Source organism: Methylobacterium sp. J-072, assembly GCF_022829425.1.
Taxonomy (GTDB): Bacteria; Pseudomonadota; Alphaproteobacteria; order Rhizobiales; family Beijerinckiaceae; genus Methylobacterium.
This window is the reverse complement of the sequence record NZ_JAKSYK010000180.1, coordinates 130019-147081: the sequence shown is the minus strand read 5'-3', so window position 1 is coordinate 147081 and position 17063 is coordinate 130019. Positions and strand designations below refer to the sequence as shown.

Sequence of the window (17063 nt, the reverse complement as noted above, 5' to 3'; positions counted from 1 at the left end):
GGCCTCTTCGGGGGTTCCCTGGCTGCGGCGCCAAGGTTCCGGGATCAGGCCCGGCTCGCCACCGCCACGCCGAGCGCCGCCACCGCCATCCCGGCGACCTGCACGAGGGTCAGCACCTCGCCGAACAACACGTAGCCCAGCACCGCGGCGACCGGCGGCACCAGGAAGAACAGGGCGGCGACGCCCGCCACCGCGCCGCGCCGGATCAGCGCCAGCAGCAGCAGGATTCCGGCCACCGAGTTGACCAGGATCGCCCAGGCGAGCCCGAGCCACAGGGGCGCCACCGGGTCGATCGTCGCATGGCCGAAGGCCAGCGCCAGCGGGATCGCGCAGGCCATCCCACCCACGAATTGCAGCGTCGCGTTGGCCAGGAGGTCGCCGCCGCCGCCGGTGCGCTTCTGCCAGAGGGTGCCTAGCGTCAGCGCCAGCACCGCCACGAGGCTGACCGCCAGGGCCACCGGCGGGATCCCGGACGGGTCGGCGGCGCCGAGCTTCGGGGCGAGGACCAGGCCGGCGCCCGCGAAGCCCAGCAGGATGCCCAGCGCCCGCCGGCCGCTGACGCGCTCGCCGAGCAGCGGCCCCGCCAGGAGCGCCGTCAGCAGGGGTTGCAGGCTGCCGACCAGGGCGGCGATCCCGGCCGGCAGCCCCCGGCTCACTGCCCAGAACACCCCCGACAGGTAGACCCCCTGCATCAGGAAGCCCGCCACCATGGGGTCGCGCCAGCCCGCCTGGGTCCCGGGCCAGCGCACCCGGGAGGCCGCCGCGATCAGCGCCAGCAGCAGGGCGACGCCGGTGAACCGGACCGCCGTGAAGCCCAGCGGATCGGCGTGCGGGATCACGGCCCGGGCGGAGATGAAGCCGGTCGCCCAGATCGGGACGAACAGGACCGGCAGGGCGCTGGCGGCAAGCGACGGACGTGGTGCGGGCGTAAGCATGGCCGTATCTAGAGCGCGTCGGCTCGGCGAGTCGCAACAGCGATCTGGTCGGCGCGGGGGTCCGGTCGGCGTGGCCGCGGCGCTTCACCGGCCAGCGAACGGGACCGGACCGGCTCGGCGGCGTTGACGGGCCGGCCCGGGCGCCCTTCATCGGCGGGCCGGCACGAGGATCGTTGGACACCCGTGAAATCTCTCCGCAGCGGATTCCAGGTCGCGGGCCTCGCGGCGCAGCGCTTCGTCGCCCATGACGGCTGGGCGATCGCCAGCCACATCGCGCTCTCGACCCTGACCTCCCTGTTCCCGTTCCTGATTTTGCTGGCGGCCTTGGCCGGCCTGTTCGGCACGCAGTCGCTCGCCGACGAGGCCGGGGTGCTGATCTTCGACGCCTGGCCCCGGGAGATCGCCAAGCCGATCGTCGGCGAGGTCCACCGGGTGCTCACCGAGCAGCGCAGCGGCGTGCTGACGCTCGGCGCCCTGTTCGCCCTGTATTTCTCGTCCTCAGGCGTCGAGAGCCTGCGGGTCGGATTGAACCGGGCCTACGGGCTGCGGGAGAGCCGGCCCTGGTGGCTGACCCGGCTCGAATCGATCGGCTACGTGATCTGCGGCGCCTTCGCGATGCTGGCCTTCGCGCTGCTCGTGGTGCTGGGCCCGCTGATCTGGCGCAACGTCGTGCTGGTGGCGCCGGGGCTGGAGCCCCTGAGCCTCACGGTGGCGATCGGGCGGATCGGCGTCACCGCCCTGCTGCTGGCGGTGGTGCTGATCATCGCCCACAAGTTCGTCGCGGCCGGCCGGCGCTCGATCCTGTCGGTGCTGCCGGGGATCGGGGTGACGCTGGTCCTGTGGTTCTTCGCCGGCCTCGGCTTCGGCTATTATCTCGACCGGTTCTCGAACGCCTACGCGTCCACCTACGGGGGCTTGGCCACCGCGATGGTGTTCCTGGTGTTCCTGTACTGGCTCGCCGCCATGTTCCTGTTCGGCGGCGAGATCAACGGCACGGTGATCGCCGCCCGCCGCAGCCGGCTGCAGGCGAAGATGCTGGCCCGGCGGGCCGAGATGGAGGGACGATGGACGGCATCGAGCACCTGACGATCCGCGTGAACGGCGCGGACTTGCACGTCGCGCGCTGCGGCACGGGCTCGCCGCTGCTGCTGCTTCACGGCTGGCCGGAATTCTGGCTGACCTGGGAGCCGGTGATGGAGCGGCTGTCCGCCCGCCACACCCTGATCGCCCCGGACCTGCGCGGCTTCGGCGACAGCGACAAGCCCGAGGGCGCCTTCGGACCGCAGGAGCAGGCGGCCGACATGGTGGCGCTGCTCGATGCGCTCGGCATCGACCGCGCCGGCATCGTCGGCCACGATGTCGGCGGCGCGGTGATCCAGGCGCTGGCCCGGGCTCATCCGGAGCGGTGCGCCGGCCTGTTCCTGTTCGACTTCGTCTATCCCGGGATCGGCCCCCGCCTCGGCGCCCCGGACCGGCTCAGCGAGATCTGGTACCAGTCCTTCAACCAGATGGACCTGGCGGTGACGCTGGTGGGCGCCAGCCGGGCAAGCTGCGCCGCCTATATCGGCCACTTCCTGCGGCACTGGTCGTACCGCAAGGATGCGTTCGATCCCGTTCTGGACGCCTTCGCGGACGCCTACATGAAGCCCGGCAACCTCGCGGGCGGGTTCGCGCATTACCGGGCGGCCCATGCCGGCCGGATCGCGATGCTCAAGGGCAAGGCCCCGCCCCTGCCGCCGATCACGGTGCCGACCTGCGTGCGCTGGGCCGAGCACGACCCGATCTTCCCCTATGCCTGGACCGACCGCCTGGGCGAGACGTTTTCGGACCTCGACTTGGCCTCGTTCCCGGGCGTCGGCCACTTCCCCCACCGGGAGGATCCCGACCGGGCCGCGGCCGAGATCGCGGGGTTTTTCGGGCGGATCGGGTGGGTTTGAAATGATCGTCAGCGGGACTGGTTGCGGTAGACGCACTCGCGCCCGCGATCCTCGTACCCGCCCGGACAGGCGGTGACGCAGGCGCCGGCCGCGAACTTTTTCGGGGGCGGGCAGGTGCCGGCAACTTGCGCCTGGGCCGGGATGGCCGCGAGCAGTGGCAGGATCAGCAGGGCGATCAGGGCCTTGGCCATGAGGGTGCGGCCTGCCGAGGCCCGGCTGATCCCTTCGAGACACCGCATCGTCGTCGTCCATCCCGCAGCCGGATCGGTACCCGGGAGATATGCCGTACCGCGGCTGCGTCACCCAGCGGCGGGGTGTTCCGGCGCACCACGCTCCGTCAACGCAGCCACGATCCGCGCCACCTCGGCCTCGGCCGCCGGAAAGCCTCGGCTCGTGTCGATCACGAAGTCCGCTCGCGCCCGCTTCTCGGCATCCGGCATCTGCTTGGCGAGGATCGCCGCGAAGGCCTCTTCGGTCATGCCGGGACGGGCCAGCACCCGGGCGCGCTGCACCTCGGGGGGCGCGCTGACCACCGCGACCGCGTCGCAGCGGCTCTCGCCCCCGGTCTCGTAGAGGAGCGGGATGTCGAGGACGACCAGGGGCGCATCCGCGTGCCGGGCCAGGAACGCCGTGCTGGCCGCCCGAACCAACGGGTGGACGATGGCTTCGAGCGCCGCCATCCGATCAGCTTTGCCGAGCACTGCCTCGCGCAGGCGGGTGCGGTCGACGCCGCCCTGCGGATCGAGCACGCCTGGAAACGCCGCCCCGATCGCCGCCGCGGCCTCGCCGCCCGGACCGTAGAGGGCGTGGACGGCGGCGTCTGCATCGTGGACCGGAACGCCGAGCGCCGAAAACATCTTGGCGGTGGCCGACTTGCCCATGCCGATCGAGCCGGTCAGGCCGAGGATGACGGGGCGGCCCTTGGTCATCCGGCGAGATCCGCCACGATCCGGTCCCGCAGGCCCGGGGTGACGGCGGGGCGCAGGCCGAACCATGCCTCGAAACCCGGCACCGCCTGGTGCAGCAGCATGCCGAGACCATCCACCGCCGCGAGCCCCCGGCGGCGCGCCGCCGCGAGCAGGTCGGTCTCCAAAGGCGCGTAGACGATGTCGGCCACCGCGGCGGTCGCCGGCAGCGGAGTGAGGTCGATATCGAGGGGCGGCTGGCCCTTCATGCCGAGCGAGGTGGTGTTGACCACGAGCCCCGCCCCGGCGAGCGCATCGGGCAGGTCGTCCCAGGCGAGCGCCGCGCCGATCCCCGGGGCCAGGGCCGCCAGGGTTTCGGCCCGGGCGCGGGTGCGGTTGGCGATCAGGATCCGGCGCAGGCCGTTTTCGGCCAGCCCGACGACGATCGCCCGGGCCGCACCGCCCGCACCCAGCACCACGGCGGTGCCGCCGGCCCGCTCCGGCCAGCCAGCCCCGAGGCTGTGGTCGAGATGGGCGCAGAAGCCCGGCGCGTCGGTGTTGTCGCCGCGGACCCGGCCGTCGGGCTCGACCACCAGGGTGTTCACCGCGCCGATCTTTTCCGCTCGCGGCGTCAGGATGTCGGCCAGCGCGAAGGCCGCCTCCTTGTGGGGGATCGTGACGTTGCCGCCCCGGAAGCCGGATTCCGGCAGCGCCCGGAGGAAGTCGGGGAACGCCGCCGGGTCGACGTCCAGGCGCTCGTAGGAGCCCGGGATGCCGTGCTGGCTCAGCCAGTAGCCGTGGATCAGCGGCGAGCGCGAATGTGCGATCGGGTGGCCGACCACGAAGGCCCGGGGGATCGGAGCCGCGCTCACGCGGCGCAAGCCTCGGCGAGGCGGCAGGCCGGGCCGCCGGCCGCCTCGATCTGCAGGGTCGCGTGGCCGATGCCGAAGCGGGTGCGCAGACCCTCGGCGGTCTCCGCCAGAAAGCCGTTGCCCGGATGGTCCTCGGCGATCACCAGATGGACCGTGAGGGCGACGCTGGTGGTGCTCATCGGCCAGATATGCAGGTCGTGGAGATCGATCACCCCGGGCCGACCGCGCAGGAAGCCGGTCACCGCCTCCGGCGAGATCTCAGGGGGCACCGCGTCCAGCGACATCGCCACGCTGTCGCGCAGGAGCCCCCAGGTCGCCCAGACCACGAGGCCCGCGATGGCGAGGCTGACCGCGGGGTCGATCCAGGCGAGCCCGGTGAGCTGGATCACCAGGCCGGCGATCACGACGCCCGCCGAAACCGCGGCATCGGCGACCATGTGCAGGAAGGCGCCGCGGATGTTGATGTCGCCCTTGGCGCCGCTGGCGAACAGCCAGGCGGTGACGCCGTTGACCAGGATCCCGATGGCGGCGACCACCATCACGATCGTCCCGGCCACCGGCTCCGGATGGACCAGCCGGACCAGGGCCTCCCAGATCACCGCGCCCATGGCGATCAGCAGGAACACGGCGTTGAACAGGGCCGCCAGGATCGACGAGCCGCGATAGCCATAGGTGAAGCGGGCGCTGGCCCGGCGACGCACCAGGATGGCGGCGATCCAGGCGGCGGCCAGGCCCAGCACGTCGGAGAGGTTGTGGCCGGCATCGGCCACCAGCGACATGGAGTTGCTGAGGTAGCCGTAGGCCGCCTCGACCACCACGAAGCCGGTGTTGAGCAGGATGCCGATCGCGAAGGCCGGCCCGAAATTCTTCGGCGCGTGGGCGTGGCCGCCATGGCCGCCGTGCCCCCCATGGGAATGGGATCCGTGGGAATGATCGTGCCCGGCCAAGATGGTGCTCCGTTCGATCGTGGTTTCAAAAGGTCCGTGACCTTTTGCGGGTGCAGGGCGGAGCCCTGCAAGCCTCCGGGCTCCGCCCCGGAACCCCGCCAAAGGGCTGAGCCCTTTGGAAACCCTGGCTAGAAGTCCAGGTAGCCGGCGTCGCGAAAGCGCGCGAGCAGCGGCAGCAATGGCAGGCCCAGCACCGTGCTGTGGTCACCGGCGACCGATTCGAACAGGTGGATGCCCGGCCCTTCCAACTGGTAGCCGCCGACGCTGGCGCGGACCCTGTCAGCGCCGGCGCACTCCACATAGGCGGCGATCGCCCGGGCATCGAGGGGGCGGATCGTCAGCCGGGCGGTCTCCACGAAGGCGTCGCTGACGGCGCCTGCCAGCGCCACCGCGGAATGCAGGGCGTGGGTGCGACCGGCGAGGCGGGCGAGCTGGGCTCGCGCTTCGTCCGAATCCCGGGGCTTATGGAAGATTGTGCCGTCGAGCTCGAGCACCTGGTCGGCGCCGAGGACGACGCGCTCCGGATGGCGGGAGGCCACCGCGTCGGCCTTGGCCTGGGCGAGGCGCAGGGCGAGTTCGGGCGGCGACAGCCCCTGGCTCGATGCCTCCAGGGCGCGCTCGTCGATATCGGGGGACGCGGTCTCCACCGGAAGCGCCGCGCTCTCCAGCAGGAGGCGCCGGGTCGGGCTGGTGGAGGCGAGGAGGAGCGGATCCGGACGGAGCCAGGGCGAGCGGGGCATCGCGCCAGTGTCACGGATCGCGCCTGCGAAGCAAGGCTGCGACGAGCCCCGCCGCCGGGATGAACCGGTCGGCGGGGCTGTCGCGGAGCCGATACGCAACCTGGCTCCCAGATCGAAGGATGGCAGGCGCGGGTTAGGAGAAGGTCAACGCGGCCCCGGGTTTCCAAAGGGCCGAGCCCACCCCTTTCAAGGTGTTTGATCGGGTCGCGATCGGGACGTTTTGCTAAGCGGCTTCACACGTCTCCACTTGATGCCAACGCTTTGAAAACTGGGCGCTTTTCCCCTACCCCACACGGGCTACGGGCTACACGGGTTCGAGGTTCGAGTTCGGTCTGTGCGATGAGGGCCCCTGCGGGGGTTGCGGCGAAGCGTTCCCAGCCGCAGGCCATGATCTTGGGGCCTGGGGGCTTGCCGTAGCAGTTCCAGCCGCCGTAGCGGGCGACGATCCAGGACAGCCAGGCCAAGGTGCCGGCCCCAGTGGGGATTGCGCTGGCGCGCCGTGCCCCGCTCGCAACTGCGCCCCAAGGCCTCCACCACCGGCCGGGTCTTTGCGTCGAGCCCGTCCTGCATCGGCCGCCGCCCGCCGTCGCGGGCATCGACCAGCTGAAGGATCCGCACCGCCGCCCCGAGCGCCAGAGCCGCCAGCCGGAACAGCGTCTCGAGCACCCGCACCTGCGTCTCCTCCAGCCGCAGGCCCTCGCCCTTCAAGCCCCGGAAGACCCCTCATCCTGAGCCTGTCGAAGGGCCGATCCGCCAGCGCAGGCTCTCCTTCTCCTCGGCCGGCCGCACCGACACCTTGTCCGGCGCCCGGCTCCAGATCTGCTCGTCGAGCAGGCCCAGGACTGCTTCATCGGCGGCGTCCACCGCCACCACCGGATGCACGAAGAAGCCCGGCTGTACGCCGTTCCCGCCCGAGCCCAGACCAGACCGGCCGGACGCTCCGGCAAAGCTCAGCGCGCTGGTAGCCTGCACCGCTACCACGCACCGGCCCCGGCACGCCTCCACCGCCCGGGGCGCAACGTCGCCAGGATCGTCGGCACGTCGCTCTGCGGCGAGCCGAGGGAGCGGTGTGCTGCCGCCGTCTCAGCATGGTCGCCGCCTACGCAACTCAGCACCACGCTGCCGGTCTCAACGATCCGCTCGAACAGCCACGCGCTACGCACCGGCGTCAGCACGTTCCCACCGCCGAACCCGTCCATCCGCCCCTCCGCGCCTGTCGGAAAAACCGACAACGTCCCGACGCGGAAAGCGGAGCAAAACCTGTGCAGCCCCCAAACGCAAGGGGGAGGAGAACGCGTCGCGTCGCGCCCGAATCGCTGTGCCAAACACCTTGAAAGGACTAGGTTCCAGACCATTCGAGCCTCACCCCACCCCGAACAGCTCCTTCGCCAGCCGCGAATGGTCTTCCCGCAGGCGAACTGCATCGACACCCAGCGGCTGGCCGTCGATCACCCGCCAGTGCCCGGCCACCATCACCCGGTCGGCCCGGGTCGCGCCGCACAGGACCAGGGCGGCGAGCGGATCGTGGGCGCCGGAGAAGCGCAATTCGTCCAGGGTGAACAGCGCGAGATCGGCCTCGCGGCCCGGCTCGATCCGGCCGATATCGGCGCGGCCGAGGCAGGCGGCCGAGCCCTCGGTGGCCCAGCGCAAGGCGTCGAGATGGGTCACGGTCTCCGCCCCGTAGGTAAGCCGGTTCAGCATCAGCGCGTGGCGGACGCCCTCCATCAGGTTCGAGCTGTCGTTCGAGGCCGAGCCGTCGACGCCGAGGCCCACCGGCGAGCCCGCCGCCTCCAGTTCGCAGGTGCGGCAATGGCCCGACGCCAGGGTCATGTTCGAGGTCGGGCAATGGCACACGCCGACCCCGGCCTTGCCGAGCCGGGCGACCTCGGCATCGTTGAAATGGATGCCGTGGGCGAGCCAGACCCGGTCGCTCATCCAGCCGACCTCCTCCAGGTAATCCACCGGGCGGCAGCCGAACATCGACAGGCAGAACTGGTCCTCGTCCAGGGTCTCGCCGAGATGGGTGTGCAGGCGACAGCCGTGCCGGGCGGCGAGGTCCGCGCTCTCGCGCATCAGCCGCTTCGTCACCGCGAAGGGCGAGCAGGGCGCCAGCCCGACCTGGACCATCGCCCCGGGGGCCGGATCGTGGAACAGGTTCAGCACCCGCTCGCAATCCGAAAGAATCGTGTCGTCGTCCTGCGTCAGCGTCTCGGGGGGCAGGCCGCCCTCCCGGTCGGACAGGCTCATCGAGCCGCGGGTGATGGCGGCGCGGATCCCGAGGCTTTTGGCCTCCTCGACCTGGATGTCGACCGACTGCTCCAGCCCCTTCGGGAACAGGTAATGGTGGTCCCCCGCCGTGGTGCAGCCGGAGAGCAGCAGCTCGGTATAGGCCACCCGGGTGGCGAGCCGGAACGCCTCCGGGGTGATCCGGCCCCAGACCGTGTAGAGCGCCTTCAGCCAGGGAAACAACGGCTTGTTGATCGCGATCGGGTGGGCGCGGGTCAGGGTCTGGAAGGCGTGGTGGTGGGTGTTGACGAGGCCCGGGATGACCACGTGGCGCGCGGCGTCGAAGGTCTCGTCCACCGGGCCGGCCGGCCGGGCGCCCGCGGCGACGCGCTCGACGATCCGGCTGCCTTCCACCACGATGCCGCCCCCGGCCCCCTCGGCGAGGATGGCCAGCGGATCGCGGATCCAGAGGCGGCGGGCCCGTGCGTCGGCGTCGCTCATGCTGTTCCCCTCGGGCCCTCGAATCCGGCCCGGACCGGTATCGGACCCGGAGCGGCGGCCGGCAAGTCCCCGATCCGTGTCTCGCAGGTGGAGGCCGCCGGGCTTGACGCTCCCGGGCGGCGCTGAGACATGTCAGAGGGACTGACCTTCTTGCCACCCGGACGGTCCCCACGTGACGGTCTGCCCCCCGTGACCTCATCGGTACAGCGCGACGGCACCGTCGCATCCGGGCTCTCCGGTCCCGCACCTGCGTCCCGCGCGGCGGACCCGGCGCAGGCGCTGGGCAGCGACGACCTGATCGAGCTGCTGTTCTTCGCCTATCGCGACTTCGTCGGCGATCCGGACCGGATCCTGGCGGCCTACGGCTTCGGCCGGGCGCATCACCGGGTGCTGCACTTCGTCGATCGCTACCCGGGACTGACCATCGCGGAGCTGCTCGACATCCTGCGGATCACCAAGCAGAGCCTCAACCGGGTGTTGAAGGACCTGATCGGGCAGGGCTACGTCACGCAGAAGACCGGCCCGAGCGACCGGCGCCAGCGCCTGCTGTACTGCACGCCATCCGGTGCCGAGCTGGCCGCCGACCTCACCCGGGTCCAGGCCCGCCGCCTCGCCCGGGCCCTCGCCGCGCCGGACGCGCTGGGTTCCCCGGAGGACTTCTTGATGGCGATGATCGAGCCGGAGGACCGGCCCGCGGTCCGGCGCCTGATGGCCCGGCGCGGGTCCGGCGCGGGTGGCGGCGCGTGACCACCGCCCCCCGGGCCGAACTGCCCGACGCGGCGCCGCATGTCCTGGTGGTCGACGACGACCGCCGCCTGCGCGAGCTGCTCGCCCGCTACCTGACCGACCAGGGGTTTCGCGTGACCGTGGCGGCGAGCGCCGCCGAGGCCCGGGCCCGGGCCCAGAGCGTCGTGTTCGACGCGATGGTGCTCGACGTGATGATGCCCGGCGAGAACGGCTTCGATTACGCCCGCAGCGTCCGCGAGACCTCCCGGGTGCCGATCCTGATGCTCACCGCCCGCTCCAACCCCAACGACCGGGTGATGGGCCTGGAGATCGGCGCCGACGATTACCTGCCCAAGCCGTTCGAGCCCCGAGAGCTGACCCTGCGGCTCAGCAACATCATCAAGCGCAGCGTCAGCCCGCGCGAGGCGGCGGCCGAGACCGTGACCTTCGGGCCGTTCGCGTTCCGCATCGACCGGGGCGAGTTGCGCCGGGACGACGCGCTGATCCGCATCACCGACCGCGAGCGCGAGATCCTGACGATCCTGGCCGCGGCCGGGGGCGCCAATGTCGAGCGCGAGCAGCTCGCCGGGCTCGGAGGCCTCGCCGCGGAGCGCACCGTCGACGTGCAGATCAACCGCCTGCGCCGCAAGACCGAGGTCGATCCCGCCAACCCGGTCTTCCTGCAGACGGTGCGGGGCGTCGGCTACCGGCTCGCGGTGGATTGAGCCCGGCTCGTCACACTACCCGCGGCTCGCCCGGCTTCAGCTTCAGGCCCTTGGACACCCGGGTGGACAGGCTGCCCACGATGGCGACCGCGACCGGCTCCTCGGCCAGCGACCTGACCGCCGCCATCGCGGCCTCGGCGTTCGGCTTCATCACCGCGTAGACCAGGGGGGCGGGTTTGCGACCCGAGCGGCCGCGGCCGCCGGACCGCTCCGCGGTCACGGACACCAGGTAGGTCGTGTAGCGGCTCCGCGCGCGTCCGGGCATGTCTCAGCATGTGGCATGTCGGCTAATCATCACCAACGCCCCCGTGTCGCGGCCGGGCCGAGACGCGGGCGATGATGGGCGGCACAGGGCGAATCGCGTGCCGCGCGCAGCCGCCCCGTCTCGCCTTACCCCATCCGGCGCCCCCCGCGAGGGATTTCGCACGGATGCCCGGCGGCTTTGGGCCGGAAACGCGCGAGCGAGGGGCTTTTTGCGGGCCGACGCAGAGGCGTCCGATCGCGTCAGGCCAGGGCGAGGTCGAGGCCGGGCAGCGACAGCCCGGAGAGCCGCGTGCTCCAGACCTGCCCGGACGCCACCGGCAGGGCGTCGGTGAGCGTCCCGGTGGTGACAATTTCGCCGGCTGCGAGCGGCGGGCTTAACGGGTCGTTAGCCAACACATCAACGAGGTGCCGGAGGGCCGCAAGAGGGCCGCCACCGAGCACGTTGCGGGCGCTGCCCCGGTCGGCGACTGCGCCGTCCCGCAGCAGGTCGACGGAGAATCCCGCGAGGGCGTCGATCCAGGCCTGCGCCGAATCCGCGGCGATCGGCACCCGCTCGCCGAGCACCAGCAGGCCGTGCAGCCCGAAGGCCGCCACCGTGTCGGGAGCGGCGAAGCGCCAGCCGGGAAACAGCGACTGCACGAGCTCGAACCCCTGCGCCACCCAGGCGAGGCAGCCGAGCAGGGCCGCGTCGTCCATGCCGGGCTCGGGCGCCCGGGCCAGCCCGAACACGATCTCCGGCTCGATCCGCGGCTCGACCAGGGCGGCGAGCGGGACCGGGCCGGTCAGGGCGGCGCGGTCATGCAAGGTCGTGTCGTAGACAGGGCCCCAGATCGGCGCGTGGACGTTGTAGGCATCCCAGAGCGTCGTATTGGTGAAGCCGATCTTGCGGCCAACCGGCCGCTCGCCCCGCGCCACCCGCAGGCGCCGGACCTCCGCGGCCACAAGGTAGGCGGCGGCCAGATCCAGGCCAGCATCCCAGCCGCTCAGGGGCGCGATCTGGCGGCGATGCTCATGGGCCGCCAGGATGGTGCGGGCATGGGTGGCGGCGGGGACGGGATCGGCCATTCCCGGTTGTAGCATGGCGGCCGGGAACGAGGCTCTACCAGACCAGCCGCTCGATCACCGCGTCCGGATGCACCACCTGGCGGCCGAGCCATTCGGCGACGTCGCCGAGGCGGTGATGCTCGGCCGAGACGCCGAGTTCCTCCGCGTGGATGCCGCGCGCCACCAGCAGGCTGGCGATGCCGAAGCCGCGGGCGCCGGCGATGTCGGTGCGGATCGCGTCGCCGATCGCCATCACCCGGGCCGGATCCACCGGCGCGCCCGTGAGCTCGGCCCCCTTGGCCAAAGCCGCCTCGTAGACCGGGCGGTGCGGCTTGCCGGCATAGATCACGGTGCCGCCGAGCTCGGCATAGGCCGCCGCGAGCAGGCCGGCGCAGGGGATCAGCCGGTTGCCGCTCTCGACCACGAGGTCGGGATTGGCGCAGATCATCGTGAGCCCCCGGGCCGCCAGGCGCATGAGTTCGGCGCGATAATCGTCCGCGGTCTCGCTGCGGTCGTCGAACAGGCCGGTGCAGACGACGAGGTCGGCCTCCTCCTCCGGGACGAGGCTGAGGTCGAGGTCCTTGAAGATGCCGAGGTCGCGCTCGGGCCCGAGATGCCGGATCCGGGCGCCCGGGCGCTCGGCGATCAGCTCCCGGGTGAGGTCGCCCGAAGTCAGGATCGCGTCGTAGGCTTCGCGCGGCACCCCGAACCGGTCGAGGATGCGGCCGACGCCGTCCCCGGGACGCGGCGCGTTCGAGACCAGGACCACCCGGCGCGGCCGCGCGCCCGGCAGGCCGCGGAACCGGATCAGCGCCTCGCCGGCCGGGACATGGGCCTTCTGGCCGTCATGCAGCACGCCCCAGACGTCGCAGAGGAGCAGGTCGTAGCGCTCCGCCACCTGCGCGAGGCCGTCGAGGGTCGGGATCGGTGCGGTCATGGATGGGTCCGGTCACGGTTTCAAAAGGTCCGGGACCTTTTGCGGGTGCAGGGCAGCGCCCTGCAAGCCTCCGGGCGAGCCAGAGTTTACCGCGGCCCGAGCCGATGCTCGGCGAAGAAGTCGAGCATCGCCCGGGAGGCGTCCGGGCCGTCGGCATCGGTGTAGCTGCCCTCGGGGCGGCCGCCCGACCAGGCGTGGCCGGCGCCGCGGACCCGCCAATCCTCGACCACGACCCGGCCGGTCTCGTCCCGGTAGCGGGTGCGGGTGAAGGGATGGCCGCGGCCCTCGAAGGTCTCGGATCCGGGGGTCAGGCCGGCGACGTTGGCCTGGGCCAGCACCTGGTCGGCGTTGCGCACGCTGACGGTGCCGTCATCCTCGCCGTGGAACACGATGGTGGGGATGCGCTGCCCGGTCGGGGAGGCGCCGAACGAGGGTGCGGTGCCGAGCCCCGGCGCGCCGACCTGCATGGCCATCAGGGCCGAGCCGATATCGCGGGCGCAACCGGCGGCGAGGCCGGAATGCACGCCCACCGCGGCGTAGAGGTCGGGATAGGCCCGGGCGATGTTTAGGGCGGCCGCGCCCCCCGCCGACATGCCGGCGATGTAGACCCGGGCCGGGTCGATCGGGTGGTCCGCCATCACGGCCCGGGTGAGCCCCGCGATGATCGCGGCCTCGCCGGATTCCCGGCGCTGGTCGCGCGGCTCGTACCAGTTCCAGCAGCGCTGGACATGGGCCTGCCGGCTCTGGCCCGGATAGACGACGAAGAAGCCCTCGCGCTCGGCCAGGACGTTCATGCCGGTGCCGGCGGCGAAATCGTCCGGGTTCTGCATGCAGCCGTGCAGCATCACGATCAGCGGCGCCGGCTCCGCCGGATTCCCCGGGATGAACAGCTTGTAGTCGCGGCTGCCGGCCGGTTCGGTATGGCTGAGGGCGACGAAGCGGCTCTCGCGGACGGGCTCTCGGGGCGCCGACGGCTTGGCGGGGGCGCGGCGCGGGCGGCTCAGACCTTTCAGCATCGGCGCGAGGCCGCTCACGACCTTGCCGACCGCCTTGCGGACCCGCACCGCCGGCTCGGTGATCGAGCCGCGCGACGCGTTCCGAGTCTCCGCGGCGGCCTTGCGTCGGACAGTCCCGGGCGCGTCGTCACGGGGGGGCGGGGATTGGGGAGCCGGCGCTTCCGGCTCCGGCGGCGGCGCGGTGGTGTAGCCGAAGCTGCGCTGGATCAGGGCGGTCGCCTCGTCCAGGCGACCGAGACTGGTCAGGCGGGTCGCCTCGATCATGTCGGCGAAGGGCGAATGCGCAGCCCGGTCGCGGGCGCCGTCCTGCATATCCTTCAGCTTGCTGAAGGGATCCATGATGGGTGCGCGCTTGGTCACATCAGCGTCCGTGTCGCGGCCGGGATGGCGCGAAGGTCGACATATGGTGCGATGCAATAGAGGCCGATGTGCGATGCGGCAAGGTCAGTCAGGCCGGGTCGTCGGCGCCGATATAATCGGCCCAGATCGCGGCCGGGCCGAGGCTCGCCCGGAAGCTGTCGTGCCTGGTCCGCTCCTCATCCGTAAGTCGGCTGCGATAGGGCCGCGGGGCCGCCGGAGCCGCCTGTGCGACGGTCCGGACCGCGGGGCCGGCCTGGGCATCCATGAGCCCCAAGCTGGTCTGCTTCCCACCCAGCAGCTCGACATAGACCTCGGCCAGGATCTGCGCGTCGAGGAGCGCACCGTGCTTGGTGCGCCGGCTGGTGTCGATGCCGTAGCGGTTGCACAGGGCATCGAGGTTGTTGGCCGCGCCCGGGTGCTTGCGCCTGGCCATCGGCAGGGTGTCGACCACGTCGTCCAGCTGGATCGGCGGCGGCGCGTTCGCCCCGAGCCGGGCATATTCCATGTTGAGGAAGCCGACATCGAACGGCGCGTTGTGGATGACGAGGCGCCCGTCCGCCAGGAAGGCCAGCAGCTCGCCGACGATCTCGGCGAAGACCGGCTTGTCGGACAGGAACGCGTCCGACAAGCCGTGGACGTTGAACGCGCCCTCGGAGACCGCCCGCTGCGGGTTGCAGTAGCGGTGGAAGGTCCGGCCGGTGGGGATGTGGTTGAGCAGCTCGACCGCGCCGATCTCGATCAGCCGGTCGCCGTTGCGCGCCTCCGTGCCGGTGGTCTCGGTATCGAGGACGATCTCGCGCAGCATTTTTTGTGACTCGCATGGTCGGGATGGCTGCCCCCCGGGCGACCGCTCCCGGGACACTCTAGCGTCGATCGTTGAAGAATCATGGATTCAAAAGGTCGGGACCTTTTGCGGGTCCAGGGCGGAGCCCTGGGTGCTGTCCCATCAGGGCTCCGCCCTGATCACCCGCCAAAGGGCTGAGCCCTTTGGAAACCCCTGGATCGGCGCTTCAGGCCGCCAGGGCCAGCCGCCCCTCGCTCTCGTCGGCCTCGGCCGCCATGAACTGGGCCCGGGCGAGCTCGGCGAAGCGGCCGTTCTCGGCGACCAGCGCGTCGAACGTGCCGGCCTCGACGATCCGGCCCTCGTGGAAGACCAGGATGCGGTCGGCGTTGCGGATCGTGGCGAGCCGGTGGGCGATCACGAAGGTGGTGCGCCCCTCCATCACGGCCTCCAGGGCGCCCTGGAGCTTGCGCTCGGTGGCGGCGTCCAGCGCCGAGGTCGCCTCGTCGAGGATCAGGATCGGCGGGTTCTTCAGGAGCGCCCGGGCGATCGAGAGCCGCTGGCGCTCGCCGCCGGAGAGCGACCGGCCACGCTCGCCGATCACCGTGTCGAGCCCGTCCTGCTGGCGCGCCATGAAGGCGCCGGCCTGGGCCCGCTCCAGGGCGTCGAGCATCTCGGCGTCGGTGGCGTCGGGGCGGCCGACCTGGAGGTTCTCGCGGATCGAGCGGGCGAACAGCATCGGCTCCTGGAACACCACGCCGATGTTGTGGCGCAGGGACGCGAGGCCGATGTCGCGCACGTCGATGTCGTCGATCCGGATCGAGCCGGAGGCCGGATCGAAGCTGCGGTGCAGGAGGCCCAGCGTCGTCGACTTGCCCGAGCCGGTGGTGCCGACCAGCGCGATCGTCTCGCCGGGACGGGCCGAGAACGACACGCCGTCCAGCGCCTTGCGCCGGCCGTCATACGAGAAGGCGACGTCGTCGAAGGTGACCTCGCCCTCGAAGCGGGCGACCTGCCGGGCATGCGGACGGTCGGCCACCGCCGGCACGGTGTCGTAGATCTCGAAGAACTCGGCGATCTTGGGCGCCTGCTGGAACAGGCCGTTGACGAAGCCGACCACGTGGTCGAGGCGCGCCACGAAGGCGGTGGCCAGGCTCATGAACGCCACGACCTCGCCGACCGTGGTGGTGCCGGCCTGGTACAGCCAGATGCCGGTGACGAAGATCGCCGTCATGGTGATGGTCGCCGAGGCCCGGGTCGCCACGTTGGCGAGCGCCCACCAGGACAGGACCGGGATCTGCGCGGCGAGCAGGTTTGTGATGATGCCGCGCATCGCGTCCTTCTCGGCCTTGGCGCGGGTGAAGGACTGGATCACGGCGACGTTGCCGAGCGCGTCGGAGGCGTGGGCGGCGAGGCCGGAATTGAACTCCTCGACCTGGCCCTGGAGGGTCTCGGTCCGGCGCATCACGAAGGTGGTGAGCGCCGTGAACGCCAGCACCAGCACCACCAGGATCGAGCCGAGCTGCCAGTTGATGAACAGGGTCATCGGCAGGAGCACGACCAGGGAGACCAGGGCGACGAGGTGGTCCCGGAAGAAGCCGAGCCACAGCCAGGCCATGCCGTTGGTGCCTTCCAGCATCGCCTTCAGGACCCGGCCGGAATGGTTGGCCGAGTGGAAGGCGAGGGGCAGGTCGAGCACGTGCTCGAAATAGCTCGCCATCGCGGAGAGGCGGTTGCGGTGGGCCAGCCGGTCGGCGTGGAGCGCGATGAACACGCCCGCCGCGATGGTGAAGAAGCCGAACGCCACCCAGGCCGCCAGCAGGGGCAGCATGGTGGTCATGGCGTTGCCGCCACGCTTGAGGTGGGTGAGCTGATCGATGATCCGGCCCATCAGCAGCGGCTCGGCGAACGCCGCGATCGCCAGCACGAGGTTGGTGGCGGCCAGACCGATGGCCAGCCGCCGTTCCGCCTTCAGGAAACCCAGGACCCGCCCGTACAGACGAACCATCACCACAGCTCCGCCACCCCCGGCGCGGCCCGTGTGTCCGGGTCTCGCGCCAACTCTTAAGGTCCGGGCGGCGGGCGGATCTCGCTGATTCCGCCGCCAAACCCCTCACACGACACGGCTTATGCCGGGCCGCGCCTGA

Annotated in this window: 19 protein-coding genes; 4 read left to right on the top strand and 15 right to left on the bottom strand. The window is 71.6% G+C overall.

Annotated elements, in window-relative coordinates:
• Positions 1–44: 44 nt before the first annotated feature.
• On the bottom strand, positions 45–935 hold the full coding sequence (locus MKK67_RS22080) for a DMT family transporter (RefSeq protein WP_243969451.1): 891 nt from the start codon (positions 933–935) through the stop codon (positions 45–47).
• A gap of 183 nt (positions 936–1118) precedes the next feature.
• On the opposite strand from MKK67_RS22080, the gene MKK67_RS22075 reads away from it, so the two are divergent.
• Both MKK67_RS22075 and MKK67_RS22070 read left to right on the top strand, forming a co-directional pair.
• The gene (locus tag MKK67_RS22075; protein ID WP_243969449.1) at positions 1119–2021 is read left to right on the top strand and encodes a YihY/virulence factor BrkB family protein; all 903 of its coding nucleotides are present in this window, start codon (positions 1119–1121) and stop codon (positions 2019–2021) included.
• The gene (locus MKK67_RS22070) at positions 2000–2872 is read left to right on the top strand and encodes an alpha/beta fold hydrolase (protein WP_243969447.1); all 873 of its coding nucleotides are present in this window, start codon (positions 2000–2002) and stop codon (positions 2870–2872) included. The genes MKK67_RS22075 and MKK67_RS22070 overlap by 22 nt, the downstream gene beginning before the upstream one ends.
• Positions 2873–2880: 8 nt before the next feature.
• Here MKK67_RS22070 and MKK67_RS22065 read toward each other — a convergent pair whose 3' ends face one another.
• The 8 genes from MKK67_RS22065 to MKK67_RS22030 all read right to left on the bottom strand — a co-directional run bounded on the left by MKK67_RS22065 (position 2881) and on the right by MKK67_RS22030 (position 9063).
• On the bottom strand, positions 2881–3111 hold the full coding sequence (locus tag MKK67_RS22065) for a hypothetical protein (RefSeq protein ID WP_243969445.1): 231 nt from the start codon (positions 3109–3111) through the stop codon (positions 2881–2883).
• Between the two features lie 60 nt (positions 3112–3171).
• On the bottom strand, positions 3172–3801 hold the full coding sequence (coaE, locus tag MKK67_RS22060) for a dephospho-CoA kinase (RefSeq protein ID WP_243969443.1): 630 nt from the start codon (positions 3799–3801) through the stop codon (positions 3172–3174).
• A complete protein-coding gene (locus MKK67_RS22055; protein ID WP_243969441.1) occupies positions 3798–4649 on the bottom strand; it encodes a shikimate dehydrogenase in 852 nt (283 codons plus the stop codon). The genes coaE and MKK67_RS22055 overlap by 4 nt, the downstream gene beginning before the upstream one ends.
• Positions 4646–5596 (bottom strand): cation diffusion facilitator family transporter, encoded by a 951-nt coding sequence (locus tag MKK67_RS22050; RefSeq protein WP_243969437.1) that lies wholly within the window; start codon positions 5594–5596, stop codon positions 4646–4648. The genes MKK67_RS22055 and MKK67_RS22050 overlap by 4 nt, the downstream gene beginning before the upstream one ends.
• Positions 5597–5724: 128 nt before the next feature.
• Complete coding sequence (locus MKK67_RS22045) at positions 5725–6336, bottom strand: Maf family protein (protein WP_243969435.1); 612 nt, start codon at positions 6334–6336, stop codon at positions 5725–5727.
• A 723-nt stretch (positions 6337–7059) separates the two neighbouring features.
• Entirely contained in the window at positions 7060–7308 is a 249-nt protein-coding gene (locus MKK67_RS22040) for a hypothetical protein (RefSeq protein WP_243969432.1), read from the bottom strand.
• Between the two features lie 2 nt (positions 7309–7310).
• On the bottom strand, positions 7311–7568 hold the full coding sequence (locus tag MKK67_RS22035; protein WP_243969429.1) for a hypothetical protein: 258 nt from the start codon (positions 7566–7568) through the stop codon (positions 7311–7313).
• Positions 7569–7698: 130 nt separating this feature from the next.
• Complete coding sequence (locus MKK67_RS22030) at positions 7699–9063, bottom strand: 8-oxoguanine deaminase (RefSeq protein ID WP_243969427.1); 1365 nt, start codon at positions 9061–9063, stop codon at positions 7699–7701.
• A gap of 189 nt (positions 9064–9252) precedes the next feature.
• On the opposite strand from MKK67_RS22030, the gene MKK67_RS22025 reads away from it, so the two are divergent.
• Together MKK67_RS22025 and MKK67_RS22020 are read left to right on the top strand one after the other, a co-directional pair.
• Positions 9253–9810, top strand: a complete 558-nt coding sequence (locus tag MKK67_RS22025) for a MarR family winged helix-turn-helix transcriptional regulator (protein ID WP_409568114.1) — start codon at positions 9253–9255, stop codon at positions 9808–9810.
• Positions 9807–10514: a response regulator gene (locus MKK67_RS22020; RefSeq protein ID WP_243969425.1), complete on the top strand. Its 708-nt coding sequence runs from the start codon at positions 9807–9809 to the stop codon at positions 10512–10514. The genes MKK67_RS22025 and MKK67_RS22020 overlap by 4 nt, the downstream gene beginning before the upstream one ends.
• 10 nt (positions 10515–10524) lie before the next feature.
• On the opposite strand, the gene MKK67_RS22015 is transcribed toward MKK67_RS22020, so the two are convergent.
• The 6 genes from MKK67_RS22015 to MKK67_RS21990 form a co-directional block, all read right to left on the bottom strand.
• The gene (locus MKK67_RS22015; protein ID WP_243969423.1) at positions 10525–10779 is read right to left on the bottom strand and encodes a hypothetical protein; all 255 of its coding nucleotides are present in this window, start codon (positions 10777–10779) and stop codon (positions 10525–10527) included.
• A gap of 239 nt (positions 10780–11018) precedes the next feature.
• Positions 11019–11843: a 2-keto-4-pentenoate hydratase gene (locus MKK67_RS22010; RefSeq protein WP_243969421.1), complete on the bottom strand. Its 825-nt coding sequence runs from the start codon at positions 11841–11843 to the stop codon at positions 11019–11021.
• Positions 11844–11877: 34 nt separating this feature from the next.
• On the bottom strand, positions 11878–12759 hold the full coding sequence (locus MKK67_RS22005; protein WP_243969419.1) for a TIGR01459 family HAD-type hydrolase: 882 nt from the start codon (positions 12757–12759) through the stop codon (positions 11878–11880).
• 86 nt (positions 12760–12845) lie between these two features.
• On the bottom strand, positions 12846–14087 hold the full coding sequence (locus MKK67_RS22000) for an alpha/beta hydrolase family esterase (protein ID WP_409568431.1): 1242 nt from the start codon (positions 14085–14087) through the stop codon (positions 12846–12848).
• Positions 14088–14223: 136 nt separating this feature from the next.
• Positions 14224–14940, bottom strand: coding sequence for a DNA polymerase III subunit epsilon (gene dnaQ, locus MKK67_RS21995; protein WP_243969418.1), 717 nt, complete (start codon positions 14938–14940; stop codon positions 14224–14226).
• A 205-nt stretch (positions 14941–15145) separates the two neighbouring features.
• Positions 15146–16924: a glucan ABC transporter ATP-binding protein/ permease gene (locus tag MKK67_RS21990; RefSeq protein ID WP_279601761.1), complete on the bottom strand. Its 1779-nt coding sequence runs from the start codon at positions 16922–16924 to the stop codon at positions 15146–15148.
• Between the last annotated feature and the right edge of the window lie 139 nt (positions 16925–17063).

What these genes read in the sequence shown, in the direction of transcription:
- coaE (WP_243969443.1), bottom strand. Translation starts at nt 3,801, where the DNA reads ATGACCAAGGGCCGCCCCGTCATCCTCGGCCTGACCGGCTCGATCGGC.
- MKK67_RS22045 (WP_243969435.1), bottom strand. Translation starts at nt 6,336, where the DNA reads ATGCCCCGCTCGCCCTGGCTCCGTCCGGATCCGCTCCTCCTCGCCTCC.
- MKK67_RS22070 (WP_243969447.1), top strand. Translation starts at nt 2,000, where the DNA reads ATGGACGGCATCGAGCACCTGACGATCCGCGTGAACGGCGCGGACTTG.
- MKK67_RS22080 (WP_243969451.1), bottom strand. Translation starts at nt 935, where the DNA reads ATGCTTACGCCCGCACCACGTCCGTCGCTTGCCGCCAGCGCCCTGCCG.
- dnaQ (WP_243969418.1), bottom strand. Translation starts at nt 14,940, where the DNA reads ATGCTGCGCGAGATCGTCCTCGATACCGAGACCACCGGCACGGAGGCG.
- MKK67_RS22015 (WP_243969423.1), bottom strand. Translation starts at nt 10,779, where the DNA reads ATGCCCGGACGCGCGCGGAGCCGCTACACGACCTACCTGGTGTCCGTG.
- MKK67_RS22065 (WP_243969445.1), bottom strand. Translation starts at nt 3,111, where the DNA reads ATGCGGTGTCTCGAAGGGATCAGCCGGGCCTCGGCAGGCCGCACCCTC.
- MKK67_RS22010 (WP_243969421.1), bottom strand. Translation starts at nt 11,843, where the DNA reads ATGGCCGATCCCGTCCCCGCCGCCACCCATGCCCGCACCATCCTGGCG.
- MKK67_RS22000 (WP_409568431.1), bottom strand. Translation starts at nt 14,087, where the DNA reads ATGCAGGACGGCGCCCGCGACCGGGCTGCGCATTCGCCCTTCGCCGAC.
- MKK67_RS22030 (WP_243969427.1), bottom strand. Translation starts at nt 9,063, where the DNA reads ATGAGCGACGCCGACGCACGGGCCCGCCGCCTCTGGATCCGCGATCCG.
- MKK67_RS21990 (WP_279601761.1), bottom strand. Translation starts at nt 16,924, where the DNA reads ATGGTTCGTCTGTACGGGCGGGTCCTGGGTTTCCTGAAGGCGGAACGG.
- MKK67_RS22005 (WP_243969419.1), bottom strand. Translation starts at nt 12,759, where the DNA reads ATGACCGCACCGATCCCGACCCTCGACGGCCTCGCGCAGGTGGCGGAG.